Origin of the sequence: Dorea sp. 210702-DFI.3.125 (genome assembly GCF_020560945.1) — a bacterium.
In the GTDB taxonomy this organism is placed as follows: domain Bacteria; phylum Bacillota; class Clostridia; order Lachnospirales; family Lachnospiraceae; genus Dorea; species Dorea formicigenerans.
In genome coordinates this window covers 132,834-148,860 of sequence record NZ_JAJCNF010000004.1, presented here as the reverse complement: position 1 = coordinate 148,860, position 16,027 = coordinate 132,834, and the positions used below count along the sequence as shown (strand labels likewise).

The following is a 16,027-nucleotide window of genomic DNA, read 5'->3' as shown; positions in this document are numbered from 1 at the left end:
AAAGAAGTGTCAAAGCCTCAATAATTACAATTTTATCCTTAACTTAATGACATTGTTTTTAGAAAAACCCCGTCCCCAATTTTTGAAAAATGAAGTTTTATTGTCTGTGGCTTGCAATTATTAGCCGTACTGTCCGATACAGATAAGGCTTATATTCTTCGATGGACAGTGGTTCGTTATATAAAATCGAATTGTATGCCGTGGATCCGGTCAGTTCTACGATGGTGAATAGCATAACGTCCGGACATTCGTATTTGTAAGAATCTTCATTAACGAGATTGAGAAATTCTTCATAAAAATCTGGTTCGGTCCGTTCTTCGGTGAGAAGGGCGGAGCGAAGTGCGCCCATGACTAGATTCTTGGAAATAAAGTTTAACAATGCCTTATTGCTGGCGAGAGCATCTATAATGTAATCAATGATAAAGATTAATTGTTCTTCCAGCCCGGAAATGTCTGCTTTCCGTAATGCTTTTGCTGCTTTCTCAAATAGTTCATGAGTCTTGAAAGCGGTAAGTTTATTCTTGATATCATATTTGTCTTTAAAATATAAATAGAAAGTTCCTTTTGCAACACCGGCTTTTTCTACAATATCAGAAATAGCAGTAGCATTGATACCTTTTGTGGTAAAAAGTTCGTATGCGGTGTTGAAGAGGGCTTCTTTTTTCTTTTTTTTATTTTCGTCTACTTTTCCCATGATTATCCTCTTTTCTGTTCAACAGCAATTATAACTGTACGGCAAGGTAATGTGCAAGTTAATTTTTTGCTTAAAGGTAGAAAACGTGAGTGCATTTCTAATGTATGATTGTAAAAGTAATGTGTCATATTTTTATTGATGAAAATATTTTAGCACAAAAATGACCAATAGTCAAAAATATATTGACTATTGGTCATTTTTGGTGTATTATGCTGTTTGAAAAAAGAAAATGACTAACAGTCATAAATGAAAGGGAGAAGGAGTTATGGTTAACTTTGGAAAGAAAGTGGTGAAATACAGAGTATTGATACTGATACTTGGCGTGCTGTTGCTGATTCCGTCAGTCTTCGGTTATCTGAATACCCGGGTCAATTATGATGTGCTGACTTATCTTCCAGACAATATCGAGACGATGAAAGGACAGGATATTCTGGTGAATGATTTTGGAACCGGAGCATTTTCTATGTTCATTGTTGATGGTATGGAAGAGAAAGATGTAACGGAACTGAAAGAGAAGATTGAGAAAGTCGATCATGTGGCAAATGTAATATGGTACGACTCTATTGCAGATATTTCCGTGCCGATGAGTATGTTGCCGGACGACATTTACGATGTATTTAATTCCGATACCGGAACGATGATGGCGATTTTCTTTGATGAGGGAACATCTTCAGATGGAACGATGGATGCAATTGCACAGATCCGGAAAATTGCCGGCAAGCAATGTTTTTTAAGTGGAATGTCCGCAGTAGTTACGGACACGAAGAATCTGGCAGAAAAAGAGACTCCGGTCTATGTACTGATTGCCGTTATTTTGGCGGTCATTGTACTTGGACTGACAATGGAATCATTTTTCGTACCGTTACTTTTTATGCTGAGTATCGGAATGGCAATCATTTACAATCTGGGAAGTAACTATTTTATGGGAGAAATTTCTTATATTACGAAAGCGTTGGCAGCGGTATTGCAGCTAGGTGTTACGTTGGATTATTCCATTTTCCTGATGCACAGTTATGAAGAACAGCAGGTGAGATACGACGGAGATAAGAAGCGTGCCATGGCACATGCGATTTCCCAGACATTTTCATCAGTTATGGGAAGTTCCATTACAACAATTGCCGGATTCATTGCATTATGCTTTATGTCCTTTACACTGGGACTGGATATTGGAATCGTTATGGTAAAAGGAGTTATCTTTGGAGTGATTGCATGTGTGACCATTCTTCCGTCTATGATTCTTTGTTGTGACAAAATCATTGAGAAGACGCAACACAAACCATTCCTCCCGGATATTGGAAGAATTTCTGACAAGGTTACGAAACGATACCTGGTATATGTAGTATTGTTTTTGTTATTCTTATTTCCTGCAATTTATGGAAATAACCATACAGCAGTTTATTACAACCTGGACGAGACATTACCAAAGGATCTGCCAAGTATCATTGCAAATGAAAAGTTAAAAGAAGATTATGATATGAATACAACGCACATGATTCTGGTGGACAGTTCCGTATCTTCAACAGATGTCAATAAAATGATAAAAGAAATGGATAAGGTAGACGGTGTCAAATGGGCGCTTGGGCTGGATTCTCTTGTAGGTCCGTCAGTTCCGTCTGATATGATTCCGGAGTCCGTATCCAGTATGCTGAAAAATGATAAATATCAGCTGCTTCTTGTAAACTCTGAATATAAGGTAGCATCTGATGAAGTCAATGCCCAGATTAAGACATTGAATAAGATTTTGCACAAATATGATAAGACCGGAATGCTGATTGGTGAAGGACCGCTGACCGCAGATTTGATTGATATTACAGATCAGGATTTTAAGACAGTCAGTGCAGTATCCATTGGAATTATATTTGTCATTATCCTTGTGTTATTCAAATCCATTTCACTTCCGGTCATTCTGGTAGGTGTTATTGAATTTGCAATCTTTGTAAATATGGGAATTCCTTATTACACAGGCACGAAGCTTCCGTTTGTTGCTTCTATCGTTATCGGAACGATTCAGCTGGGATCTACGGTTGACTATGCAATCCTGATGACGACAAGATATAAGCGTGAACGAAACCATGGGGCAAATAAACATGATGCCATTACGACAGCCCACCGTGTATCAGCACAGTCCATTATGGTCAGTGCCTTAAGCTTCTTCGCAGCGACCATCGGAGTCGGACTTTATTCCAACATTGATATGATCAGTTCGCTGTGTATCCTGATGGCAAGGGGAGCGCTGATAAGTATGGTAGTCGTAATCTTCGTACTGCCATCCATGTTTATGGTATTTGACAAAGTAATCGTAAAAACAAGTAAAGGTTTTTTGCCGAAAGAGGCATAAGATTCACAGGAGGGATCACTATGAACGGAAATAAAAAAATCGCAAAAAAAATTGTAGCAGGATCTATGGCTGTCATGATGGCTGCCGGACTTGCCGGAACATATGAATATCACAGTAATGCTATGCAGGTACAGGCAGCAGAGCAAAAGGACAAAGACACTCAGGAATTAAAAGAGACTGCGGAAAATGTATTGGCAGACCACGCAACAGATTCTGAGGATACAGGATTTTCAAAAGAGGAATCTGTGTATGTAAAAGCAGATGCAAGTGGAAATGTAAAGAAAACGACGGTATCTGAATGGCTGAAAAATCCGGAAAAAGGAACCATTTCTGACACATCTGAATTGAAAGATATTAAAAATGTAAAAGGTGACGAAACATTTGAGACAGGAAGCAACAACAACGTAAGCTGGAAGTCTGAAGGAAATGACATTTACTATCAGGGAACAATAGATAAAGAGCTCCCGGTAGATGTGAAAGTATCCTACAAACTGGACGGAAAGAGCATTTCCCCGAAAGATCTGAAAGGTAAAAGCGGAAAGGTTGAGATTCAGTTTAGCTATGACAACAAATCAAAACAGACTGTCAATGTAAATGGTGAAGATGTAGAAATGTACACACCATTTACCATGGTCAGTGCAATGATGCTTTCCTCTGATGAGTACAGCAATGTGTCTGTTGAAAATGGAAAACTTATTTCTGACGGAGATAAAAATATTGTAGTCGGAGTTGCATTCCCGGGACTTGCAAATGATCTGAATCTGAAAGATCTGGATATGGACATTGATATTCCGGAGACAGTAACAATTACAGCAGATGTCAAAGATGCAACAGTCGGAACAAGTATTACAATGGCTTCCGCAGAGCTGATGAATGAATTCGGACTGGACGACATCGACAGCTTTGATGACTTGCAGGATTCTATCGATGACCTGGAAGATGCAACAAATCAGTTGGTAGATGGATCAAAGGAAGCAGCAGATGGATCAAAAGAGCTGGCAGACGGAGCTGGAACATTGAATGACGGAGCCGGAACACTGGCAAGTGGAGCCGGAACACTGGCGGACGGTGTAAACACACTGAATGAAAAGAGTGGAACACTGGTCAGCGGAGTGAACACACTGGCGAGCGGAGTGCAGGCTTATACGGGCGGAGTAGAAGAAATCTATGCCGGAAGTAATGACCTGGTTTCAGGAGCACAGGCATTGGCAAGTGGAGCAGCTGCATTGAATGAAGGAATCAAAACAGCAAAAACGAGTGCCGATACACTTACTTCGACGGCAGCGCAGGTACAAGGAGGAATTGGTACAGTTGCCAGTAGTCTCGGAACAGCTGCTTCAACCCTTACGAGTATATTAGGTGAGAATGGAGCAAATTTAACAGCTGGAGTTGATGTAACTGTAACTGGTGGTCAGGCAACATTAAGTGATGAAAAAATTGCCGAAATTATTGAGGAAAAGATGGCGGATGCAGATTCAACTACAAAGGAAGAAGTAAAAGCGGTTGTAAAAGAAGCTTTAGAAGACAGCGAAGTTTCGGGTTATACATCACAAAAAAGTTTAAATGAAACTGGAAAAACAATCGTAGAAACCATTAATACGGTAAGTGGTGGACTGAATAATGCACAGGCTAAATTGACCGATAAAGAACACTCAGTTTTAGCGCAGGGAATCTCAGGTGTAACAGATGGAACAGGAGCACTTGCTACAATGCTAGGAACTGAAGGTGAAAAAACGATTGGTAGAGGAGCCGCAGGAGTAGTTGCGGGAAGTGCATCACTTCAGAAAGGAACCGAGACACTTCATGCAGGTGCTAAAAAGCTTCATGATAATAGCAGTACATTAAATGCTGGTTTGACAACTCTTAAAGATGGTGGTTCCCAGCTTGCAAGTGGTGTTAGCCAGTTAGCAAGTGGTGCTAATCAGGTTGCTGATGGAGCCGGAACATTATCTAACGGAACTCAGACATTATTAGATGGAGCCAACACATTAGCAGATGGAAACCAGACTCTGGCAGATGGAATGCAGGAGTACAAAGAAGAAGCAATTGATAAATTGACAGATCTCTTTAATGGAGATATTAGCGGTGTGACAGATAGAATTGATGCAATGACTAACCTTGCAAAAGAATACAAATCATTTGCAGGAATCAGTGACGGAGTATCCGGAACAACAAAATTCATCATTGAGACAGAAGGTATCGACGATTAGTCATTTCTTCATTACAAATGTAAAGAGAAATAAACAAACACAGGGCGGGAGTGAAAAGACTTCCGTCCTTTTCGATATCATTTCTTAAGGAAAAGATAAGAAAATATTTCTTGAGTTCATATCACGACTATGCTATTCTATCTACACGCAGACGATGGTTCTAATTATCTGCAAAGTATCTATATTGATTTCATTCATTTTCGGAGCCGGAAGAATCGGCAGTAATTCCCAAAGTGATGATAAGCAGACAGATAAATGAAGTTAAAAAATGATGTGAAATTATCTTCATATACTGGAATATACTGAAAGTATATGTTAATCTATAAGTAGAAATCATAGCATTTTCTTTCAGACAGACATTTATCTGCAAAAAGAAAGGAGAAGCTATGGCAGCAAAAGAGAAGAGAAAACTGAAAGACCTGAACCTGTTGGATAAGTTCCTGTTTGATGAAGCGATGGAAGATGAGGAAAATATGAAGACGCTTCTGGATATCATTCTGGGACAGGATACGCATCTGAAGCAACCGCCACAGACGGAGAAGGAGTGCAGAAGTTCTTTAGAAAAACGTCAGATAAGACTAGATGTTTACACTGTCGATGAAGACGATGTGGTGTATGATACAGAACCACAAAAGACAAACACGAAAAATCTTCCAAAACGAAGTCAGTTATATCAGGGAATGATAGACAGCCGTTTGTTACCGCCGGGGTGCATTGATTTTAATTTACTAAATCCTGTGGTAATTATAATGATTATGCCATTTGACTTATTTGGATATGAGTTATATCGCTATACATTCCAAATGCAATGTGAGGAAGTTCCGGAACTGGAACTGGGGGATGATGCAACGAGAATCTTCCTGAATAGCCATGGAAAACATCCGGAGTTAGTCAGCCAGGAGTTGATTGAACTTTTGGAATACATGGAGAAATCTACAGATGCAGTAGCGGAGGAATGTGAAAGTGAACGGATACATCAGATGCATGAGCGTGTCACCAGGTTAAAGGGCAACAAAGAAATGGAGATAAAGTTTATGCAGAAGTGGGAAGAAAAAGAAATGGAAAGACAGGAAGCATATGCAGAAGGCGAACGTGCTGGAGAGGCACGAATTAACAAACTGATCATGTATTTGATTGAGCAGGGGCGCAATGAAGACTTGGCAAAAGCAGCAACGAATTCCGAGTATCAGGCGAAGCTTTTAAAAGAACTGGGGCTGTAGACGACATGTTCAATGTATATCAGCTGGGAGATGACTCCAACCTCTATAGGTGGTGAGAAACAAGCTGGTATCAGTGGTGGGAGTCAATTCTCCAGCTGATATAGCCTCCGGCAGGAGTGCAGAGGTGCGCAGTAGAAGTGTGTCATGCAATTGCATGACGCGCACCTCGCAACAAGAATGCCGAGGCATTCTTGAAACTAGTAGTTTTCAGAAGCAAAATCTGCATTGTTTACTAGTTGGCATATCCGGAAAAATAAGATATAATGGACGATGGTAACGGATGCGCTACCTGGAATATGATACGAAAGTATAGAAGGAGTCTTTCTGAATATGGAAGCTTATACGAGTTTTGCGAGGGTATATGATATATTCATGGATAATGTGCCGTATAAAGAGTGGGCGGATTATCTGGGGAAAATATTAAAGGAATATGGAATTGATGACGGGCTTGTTCTGGATCTTGGCTGTGGAACTGGAAGCATGACAGAAATGCTGGCTTCATCCGGTTATGATATGATTGGTGTGGATAATGCAGAAGAGATGCTGGAGATTGCCATGGAGAAGAAGGTCGAGAGTGGACATGATATTTTGTATCTTCTTCAGGATATGCGGGAATTTGAATTATACGGAACGGTCAGAGCAGTTATAAGTGCCTGCGATTCTGTGAACTATATTACGGACGATGAGGACCTGACGGAAGTTTTTCGGTTGGTGAATAATTATCTGGATCCGGAAGGGCTGTTTGTATTTGATTTTAATACGGAGTATAAGTATCGGGAGATACTTGGAGAACAGACAATTGCAGAAGACCGTGAGGAATGTAGCTTTATCTGGGATAATTATTACGATGAAGACGAACGGATCAATGAATATGAACTGACTCTTTTTGTGCGGGACGAAGAACAACCACAGCTTTATCGTAAGTATCAGGAAGAACATTTTCAGAGAGCATATACGCTGGAGCAGATCAGACATATGCTTACTGAGGCAGGACTTGAATATGTAACTGCCTACGATGACTATACAAAAGAAAGTCCACATGACCGGAGTGAGAGAATCTGCGTAGTGGCAAGAGAACATGGGAAAGGATTGGCATAAGACAATTATGGAAGATTATATTGTAAGAGCGACAGCGGCAGGAGGACAGATGCGTGCATTTGCTGCGACAACGAAAAACCTTGTAGAGTCTGCAAGAGTGCATCATAATACAAGCCCGGTTGCGACTGCGGCACTTGGAAGGACACTGACAGCAGGGGCAATCATGGGAAGTATGATGAAAAATGATACAGATATGCTGACACTTCAGATTCGTGGAGACGGACCAATCGAGGGCATCACTGTAACTGCAGACAGCCATGCAAATGTAAAAGGATATGTTGGAAATCCGGACGTGATGCTTCCACCAAAGAATGGCAAGCTGGACGTCGGAGGAGCAGTTGGTATCGGTCTTTTACAGGTGATTAAAGATATGGGACTGAAAGAGCCTTATGTGGGACAGACAATTCTTGTAAGCAGTGAGATCGCAGAAGATCTGACTTATTATTTTGCAAGTTCCGAGCAGGTACCTTCCTCAGTGGGACTTGGTGTTCTGATGAATAAAGATAATACTGTACGCTGTGCAGGTGGATTTATTATTCAGTTGATGCCATTTGCAACAGAAGAGACTATCAGCCAGTTGGAGGAGAATCTGAAGGATGTGACTTCTGTTACAGATTTTTTGGACAAGGGCTATACACCGGAGCAGATGTTAGAAAAACTGATCGGACATCTGGATCTTGAAATCACAGATACTATTCCAACACAGTTTTACTGTAATTGTTCTAAAGAACGCGTAGAGCAGGCAGTTGCAAGTATCGGAAAGAAAGACATTCAGGAAATGATCGATGAAGGAAAAGACATCGAAGTAAAATGTCATTTTTGCAATACGGCATATAACTATACAGTCGAAGACTTGAAGAACATTCTGAAAAGAAGTAAGAAATAATCAGGTGAATAGACCGGATAATAGAATAGTAGAGAGAGAATTGCGGTCAAATTTATGACCGCAATTCATTATAAGATATTAGATGTAAATTTATATGGAGGAAGATTATGAGACATGGTTTTATAAAAGTCGCGGCAGCAACACCGGATATCCGGGTAGCGGATGTGGATTACAATAAAGGGCAGATTATAAAGCAGATGGATGAGGCAGCAGAAGCAGGTGCCAAGATTATTGTATTTCCGGAGCTTTGTATTACAGGATATACATGCAGTGATCTTTTCCTTCAGGATATTTTATTAAATAGTGCGAAAAAAGCACTTGTAGAAATTGCAGAACATACAAAAAATCTGGATGCGCTTGTGTTTGTGGGAGTCCCTATTGCAGTTGGCGGGGAACTTTATAATGTAGCAGCAGCTTTGAACCATGGAAATATATTAGGTTTCACAACGAAGAGCTTTCTGCCCAATTATGGGGAATTCTATGAGATGCGCCAATTCCGTCCGGGACCGAAAAAAGCAGAGAAAATTCTGTTTGGCGGAAAAGAGATTCCATTTGGACCGCAGCTTTTATTTGTGGAAAATCAGATGGCTAATCTGATCGTGTCAGCAGAAATCTGTGAGGACGTGTGGTCACCGGTTCCACCGAGCATTGAGGCGGCAAGAGAGGGAGCGACTGTGATCGTCAACTGTTCGGCCAGTGATGAGACGATTGGAAAGGCTTCTTACCGGGAGGCATTAATTTCCGGGCAGTCTGCAAGGCTGATCAGCGGGTATATCTATGCCAACGCAGGAGAAGGTGAATCGACTACAGATCTTGTATTTGGCGGACATAATCTGATCGCGGAAAATGGAACGATTTTGGCAGAGGCGAAGAGATTTTCGAACGGGATTATTTATACAGAATTTGATGTACAGAAAATTGCGAATGAACGCAGAAAAAATACGACATTTACAGAGACACAGGAACATGTACTTCCGAGGATTCCGTTTGGATTAGAACAGACAGAAACTATTCTTACAAGAACATTTCCGTCCAGACCATTCGTTCCTCGTGATGATCAGGAGAGGGCAAAGCGCTGTGAGGAGATTTTAACAATTCAGGCGATGGGACTGAAAAAGCGGCTTGCACATACTCATGCAAAAAGTGCAGTAGTTGGAATATCCGGAGGTCTGGATTCTACATTGGCACTGCTTGTGACAGCCAAGGCATTTGATGCACTGGGACTTGAGCGCAGCGGTATTACGGCAGTGACCATGCCGTGTTTTGGAACGACAGACAGAACGTATCAGAATGCATGTAAAATGTCTCTGAAAGTCGGAGCAACTCTCAGAGAAGTCAGAATCGGTGATGCAGTTATGCAGCATTTTAAAGATATTGGACATGACCCACAAGACCACAGCGTAACTTATGAGAATTCACAGGCAAGGGAACGGACACAGGTGCTTATGGACATTGCTAATCAAACGGGAGGACTTGTAATCGGAACTGGAGATATGTCGGAGCTGGCACTTGGCTGGGCAACCTACAATGGAGATCATATGTCTATGTACGGAGTAAATGCTTCCGTGCCAAAGACGCTGGTCAGACATCTGGTTCATTATTTTGCAGATACTTGTGAAGATTCATCGTTGAAAGAAGTGCTTTATGATGTGCTTGATACGCCGGTAAGTCCGGAACTTCTGCCGCCAAAAGACGGTGAAATTGCGCAGAAGACAGAAGATCTTGTAGGACCATATGAACTTCATGACTTTTTCCTGTATTATTTCCTGAGAATGGGATATGAGCCAGGAAAGATTTACCGGATCGCGAAGCTTTCCTTTGCCGGGGAGTATGACGACGAGACAATTTATAAATGGCTTCGTACGTTTTGCTGGAGATTCTTTTCACAGCAGTTTAAGAGATCCTGTCTGCCGGATGGTCCGAAGGTCGGAACGGTTGCATTGTCTCCGAGAGGCGACTGGAGAATGCCAAGTGATGCGTGTGTAGCATTGTGGATACAGAATCTTGAAAAAGAGGCGGGAAAATAACGTCTATAAAGGTAATAAGAGATTAAAAAAAGGAACATTGCCGAATTATAAAGATTACGGGAATGTTCCTTTTTTGTTGCCAAGCATACGACAAAAAGGTCCGGTGGACCTTTTTTAGTTTTACAAGTAAATGAAAAGTTCTATAATTGGATGTTCTTGAAAAGATCGCCAAGGCTTGTTCCGATGTCTTCGCTCTTTGGAATCTCGACCTTAACTTCTTCCTCCTCCTGGATGGCTTCCTCAAGAGCTTTCATGCTCAGGCTGATCTTGCCATCTTTGACACCGATGACTTTGACCTGAACTTCATCACCTACATTCAGGACATCTTTTGGGAATTTGATACGTTTCTGGCTGATCTGGGAAACGTGTACAAGTCCGGAAAGTCCGTCTTCCAGACGTACAAATGCACCGTAGTTTTGGAGGGATTCTACGGTTCCGGTAAGAACGCTTCCTACTTTGATGTTTGCAATTTTTTCTTCACGCTCTTTTTTCTCTTTTTCTTTGAGAAGTTCACGGGCGGAAAGTACCAGCCGGTTATTTGCCTGATCTACATCAATGACCTGAACTTCGATATCTTTTAACAGATAAGATTCCAGATCTTCGATATAGGATAAAGAAAGTCGGGAAGCAGGAATAAATCCACGGATTCCTTCTACCATTGCGATAGCACCGCCATTTACAATTCCTTCGATTTTTACAGGGAGTACAGTTCCTTTTTCGAGGTAGGACTGAACTACATTCCATGGATTTGCATCATCAAAATGATCTTCCAGATCTGCCATAGTTACATTTTCTTCGTTGAATTCTTCGCTCATAGTATATTCCTTCCTATCAGTAAAATTGTTGCTTTTAGTATAGCATAAATAAACTGCTTGTACAAAGAAAATTAACTATGTTAGAATATGTTGTAGAAAATAAGTAACAGTTCGAGTGAGATATACGAATTATTGGAAAAATGATGAGTATAGCCGGATGCAATCAGAAAAACCGATATGGACTGCTCGAATTAGCAAGAAGATAATAAGGTGATATATATGGGAAAGAGAAAAGAAAAGATTTATGTGATCGGACATAAGAATCCGGATACAGATTCTATCTGTTCCGCGATTGCCTATGCAGATCTGAGGCAGAAAGTGACCGGACAGGTTCATGAGGCAAAGCGGGCAGGACATGTGAATGATGAGACTGCTTATGTGCTGGATCGTTTTGGGGTAGAGGCTCCCAAGCTTCTTACAGATGTCAGACTTCAAGTGAGAGATCTGGATATTCACGAGATGCCGGGGCTTAAGCCCAATGCGTCCATTCGTGATACATGGGAGCGTATGCGGCAGGAGCAGGCAAAGACACTGCCAATCGTGAAGGATGATGAGCTGGTAGGAGTTGTATCTACCGGAGATATTGCAAAATCTTATATGGATGTGTATGATAGTGAGATATTATCAAAAGCGAGAACCCAATATCGGAATATTGTCAAGACACTGGACGGTACAATGATAACAGGTAATGAGCATGGGTATTTTATGAGAGGAAAAGTAGCAATCGGAGCCTCAAGTCCGAATCTTATGGAAGAGTTTATTGAAAAGGACGATCTGGTGATATTAGGAGATCTTGAGGAAGCGCAGGCATGTGCCGTGAATATTGATGCCAGCTGTATGGTTATCTGCAAAGATGCAGAAGTTTCTCCGAAATTGATTCAGAAGGCAAAAGAACAGAGTATAGTGATCATTCAGACTCCGTATGATACATTTACGACAGCAAGACTGATTAATCAGAGCATTCCGGTGAAGTTTTATATGACCTCTGGACCACTGACTATGTTCCGGATGAATGATTATGTTGATGATATTAAAGATATTATGGCGAAAAAGCGTTTCCGCGATTTCCCGATTCTGGATCGTCATGGCAGATTTAAAGGATTCATTTCCAGACGTCGTTTCCTCGGTGCCAGCAAGAAAAAAGTAATCCTGGTGGATCATAACGAACGGTCACAGGCAGTTGATGGAATTGAGGAAGCAGAAATCATTGAGATAATTGATCATCACAGACTTGGAGATATCGAGACAGTCAGCCCGATTACGTTCCGTAATCAGCCAGTGGGATGCACGGCGACGATTATTAACCAGATGTATGAGGAGAATGAGATCGAAGTTCCAAGAGAGATTGCCGGGATTTTATGTGGCGCAATTATTTCGGATACATTATTGTTCCGTTCACCGACCTGTACGCCGTTAGATGAAAGGACTGCGAAAAAACTGGCAAAAATTTCAGATATTGACCTAGAGCAGATGGCGCAGGAAATGTTCAATGCAGGAAGCAACTTGAAAGGCAAGAGTGCAGAGGATATCTGTTTCCAGGATTTCAAGCAGTTTACAGTCAACGACACGATATTTGGTGTAGGACAGATTACGTCCATGAGCAAAGAAGAACTGGCAGCTATTCGCGATATGATGACGGAGCATTTGCCAAAGGTACTGGAAGCACATAACCTGAATATGATTTATTTTATGCTGACAGATATTCTGGCAGAATCCACGGAGCTTTTGTGTGTGGGAACCGGTGCGAGAGGAATTGCCCTCAGCGCATTTGATCTTCCGGATAATGCAAAGAGTCTGATATTAAAAGGAGTTGTGTCCAGAAAGAAACAGCTGATACCAGTGCTGGTCGAGACCATGCAGCAGATGTAGAAAGGATAGCGTACTATGGGAAAAGAATTATGGAAACCGGGGAATATGGTGTATCCGCTCCCGGCGGTTATGGTAAGTTGTGCGGACAAAGAAGGGCATGACAATATCATTACAATTGCATGGACAGGGACAATCTGTACAAATCCGGCAATGTTATATATATCCGTGCGTCCGACGAGATATTCTTATCATTTGATTAGGGAAAGCGGAGAATTTGTAGTGAACCTGACGACAAAAGATCTGGTAAAAGCGACGGATTGGTGCGGGGTGCGTTCAGGAAGAGATGTGGACAAATGGAGTGAAATGCATCTGACTCGCGGAAATGCTCAGACACTTATCTATGCTCCGATAATTGAGGAAAGTCCAGTCAATATTGAGTGTCAGGTCGTGAAAGTCGAAGAGTTGGGTTCACACCACATGTTTCTTGCAAAAGTGACCGGCGTGCAGGTGGATGACCGGTTCATGCAGGATAATGGAAAATTTGCACTGAACAAAACAGGACTTCTGGCATATTCCCACGGGGAATATTTTGATCTTGGAAAATCACTTGGAACATTTGGCTACAGTGTGAAAAAGAAGAAAAAGGTGAAAAAGAAAAAATAATAAAGCGCAGGATTTCATATATATAAAGAGACTGGTAGTGCAAAGGTAACAGGTTTCTTTATTATGAAAGAATGGAAATTAAAAAAAGTGATACAGATTCTTACAGCGTGTCTGGCAATGATAGTTGTTTTAAATGTTTCAGGAATTTCTATGAAAACAATGCAAACAATTGATATTAATAAGAAAGAATCAAAAACGAACCGACGAGATTCAAATCTGCAAATGGAGTCAGAAACACGGGAAACAATATCTCGGATTTTGAATGAGCAGATACAGACAGAGCTGCCTCAGATTGCCATTACATTTGATGACGGACCCAGTGTGTGCACACCGGCACTTTTGGACGGATTAAAAGAACGAAATGTAAAGGCGACATTTTTTCTAGTAGGAGAAAATGTTGAGACCTATCCGGATATTGTGAAACGAATTTATGAAGAAGGACATTTAATTGGAAATCACACGTATCATCATGTTGAGATTACGAAACTTTCTGATGAAGAAGCAATGTATGAAATTAACAAGACTGATGAGCTGATTGCGGCAATTACCGGACAGCGCGTGCAGTATATCCGTCCGCCCTTTGGGGTCTGGCAGAGAGAACTGGAGAATTATCTGGATGTATTACCTGTCATGTGGACGGTAGACCCTTTGGACTGGACTACGGAAAATATAGATGAAGTTGTGAATAAAGTAGTGTCGCAGGCGAAGGAGAATGATATTATTTTATTACATGATTGTTATAAATCATCGGTAGAGGCGGCGCTTCGGATCGTAGATCTTTTAAAGGCAGAAGGCTTTGAATTTGTGACAGTAGATAAACTGATTCTTGAGTAAGGAAAACCAGAAGAAATCAGGAAGAATGGAGATAGAAAAAGCATGGATTTGTTTGAATATGCAAGACAGAAAAATATGGATCAGGAGGCACCGCTGGCGTCCAGGCTTCGGCCGACAACGCTGGAGGAAGTGGTGGGACAGCAGCATATTATTGGAAAAGACAAGTTGTTGTACCGTGCAATCAAAGCAGATAAGTTAAGTTCTATTATCTTTTATGGGCCGCCGGGAACCGGTAAGACGACACTGGCGAAAGTGATTGCCCATACGACAAGTGCAGAATTCACCCAGATCAATGCAACGGTGGCAGGCAAGAAAGATATGGAAGAAGTGGTACAAAAAGCGAAAGAGACGCTGGGCATGTATCAGAAGAAGACCATTCTTTTTGTAGATGAGATTCATCGTTTTAACAAAGGACAGCAGGACTATCTGCTTCCATTTGTGGAGGACGGAACAATTATTCTGATTGGAGCTACCACGGAGAATCCTTATTTTGAGGTCAATGGAGCATTAATTTCCCGTTCCAGTATCTTTGAACTTCATCCGCTTGAAAAAGAAGATATCAAAACACTTTTGAAGCGGGCAGTCTATGATCAGGAAAAAGGTATGGGAAGCTATCATGCGGAAATTGACGAGGAAGCACTGGAGTTCCTTGCAGACATTGCAGGAGGAGATGCGAGAAATGCATTGAATGCTATTGAACTCGGGATTCTCACGACAGAACGAAGTGCGGACGGAAAAATCCATATTACACTTGACGTGGCGTCCGAGTGTATTCAAAAACGTGTAGTGCGCTATGATAAGACAGGAGACAATCATTACGATACGATCTCTGCATTTATCAAAAGTATGAGGGGGTCAGACCCTGATGCGGCAGTATATTATCTCGCAAAAATGCTATATGCAGGGGAAGACGTGAAATTTATTGCCAGAAGGATTATGATCTGTGCATCGGAAGATGTTGGAAATGCAGATCCGATGGCGCTACAAGTGGCTGTGGCAGCAACCCAGGCAGTAGAGCGGATCGGAATGCCGGAATCGCAGATCATTTTATCTCAGGCAGTGACATATGTGGCAACAGCACCAAAGAGTAATGCGGCAGTCAAAGCAATCAGTGCCGCCATGGAAAATGTAAGAAATTATAAAACTACGGTGCCGGCGCATTTGCAGGATGCTCATTATAAAGGTTCACAAAAACTTGGACATGGTGTGGGTTACAAGTATGCACATGATTATCCGAACCACTATGTGGAACAGCAATACATGCCTTCCGAAATCCAAAAAGCAAAGTTTTATGAGCCGAGTGACAACGGACATGAAAAAGAAATAAAAGAATGGATGGAGTTTTTAAAGAAGAATTCATAGAAAAGCTTGAATTTTTTATAGAGAAAACGTATAATCGAAGCAGAATCTGTACTGTCGTCAGAAATGTGGCG

Annotated in this window: 12 protein-coding genes; 10 read left to right on the top strand and 2 right to left on the bottom strand. The window is 41.4% G+C overall.

Translation table 11 applies throughout. The features are described from left to right. Window positions 1–97: 97 nt before the first annotated feature. The gene (locus LI164_RS03740; RefSeq protein WP_005331549.1) at window positions 98–694 is read right to left on the bottom strand and encodes a TetR/AcrR family transcriptional regulator; all 597 of its coding nucleotides are present in this window, start codon (window positions 692–694) and stop codon (window positions 98–100) included. A gap of 265 nt (window positions 695–959) precedes the next feature. Between LI164_RS03740 and LI164_RS03735 the strand changes: the two genes are divergently transcribed. The 6 genes from LI164_RS03735 to LI164_RS03710 all read left to right on the top strand — a co-directional run bounded on the left by LI164_RS03735 (window position 960) and on the right by LI164_RS03710 (window position 10,473). Beyond that, window positions 960–3,032, top strand: a complete 2,073-nt coding sequence (locus LI164_RS03735; RefSeq protein ID WP_227086736.1) for an RND family transporter — start codon at window positions 960–962, stop codon at window positions 3,030–3,032. 20 nt (window positions 3,033–3,052) lie between these two features. After that, entirely contained in the window at window positions 3,053–5,242 is a 2,190-nt protein-coding gene (locus tag LI164_RS03730) for a hypothetical protein (protein WP_227086735.1), read from the top strand. A gap of 386 nt (window positions 5,243–5,628) precedes the next feature. Beyond that, window positions 5,629–6,462: an Rpn family recombination-promoting nuclease/putative transposase gene (locus LI164_RS03725; protein ID WP_227086734.1), complete on the top strand. Its 834-nt coding sequence runs from the start codon at window positions 5,629–5,631 to the stop codon at window positions 6,460–6,462. 330 nt (window positions 6,463–6,792) lie between these two features. Continuing rightward, window positions 6,793–7,560, top strand: coding sequence for a class I SAM-dependent methyltransferase (locus tag LI164_RS03720; RefSeq protein WP_005339126.1), 768 nt, complete (start codon window positions 6,793–6,795; stop codon window positions 7,558–7,560). Window positions 7,561–7,567: 7 nt separating this feature from the next. Then, entirely contained in the window at window positions 7,568–8,446 is an 879-nt protein-coding gene (hslO, locus tag LI164_RS03715; protein WP_029731893.1) for an Hsp33 family molecular chaperone HslO, read from the top strand. Window positions 8,447–8,553: 107 nt separating this feature from the next. After that, window positions 8,554–10,473 (top strand): NAD(+) synthase, encoded by a 1,920-nt coding sequence (locus tag LI164_RS03710; RefSeq protein WP_227086733.1) that lies wholly within the window; start codon window positions 8,554–8,556, stop codon window positions 10,471–10,473. 140 nt (window positions 10,474–10,613) lie between these two features. Here LI164_RS03710 and LI164_RS03705 read toward each other — a convergent pair whose 3' ends face one another. Then, window positions 10,614–11,288: a S1 RNA-binding domain-containing protein gene (locus tag LI164_RS03705; RefSeq protein WP_005331537.1), complete on the bottom strand. Its 675-nt coding sequence runs from the start codon at window positions 11,286–11,288 to the stop codon at window positions 10,614–10,616. 219 nt (window positions 11,289–11,507) lie between these two features. On the opposite strand from LI164_RS03705, the gene LI164_RS03700 reads away from it, so the two are divergent. From LI164_RS03700 to LI164_RS03685, 4 genes are all read left to right on the top strand, one after another. Beyond that, window positions 11,508–13,157, top strand: coding sequence for a putative manganese-dependent inorganic diphosphatase (locus tag LI164_RS03700; protein WP_117657065.1), 1,650 nt, complete (start codon window positions 11,508–11,510; stop codon window positions 13,155–13,157). 15 nt (window positions 13,158–13,172) lie between these two features. Continuing rightward, a complete protein-coding gene (locus LI164_RS03695; protein WP_005331528.1) occupies window positions 13,173–13,760 on the top strand; it encodes a flavin reductase family protein in 588 nt (195 codons plus the stop codon). A 63-nt stretch (window positions 13,761–13,823) separates the two neighbouring features. Further along, window positions 13,824–14,594: a polysaccharide deacetylase family protein gene (locus LI164_RS03690; RefSeq protein ID WP_117657063.1), complete on the top strand. Its 771-nt coding sequence runs from the start codon at window positions 13,824–13,826 to the stop codon at window positions 14,592–14,594. Between the two features lie 42 nt (window positions 14,595–14,636). After that, complete coding sequence (locus LI164_RS03685) at window positions 14,637–15,956, top strand: replication-associated recombination protein A (RefSeq protein ID WP_227086732.1); 1,320 nt, start codon at window positions 14,637–14,639, stop codon at window positions 15,954–15,956. The last annotated feature ends 71 nt before the right edge of the window (window positions 15,957–16,027 follow it).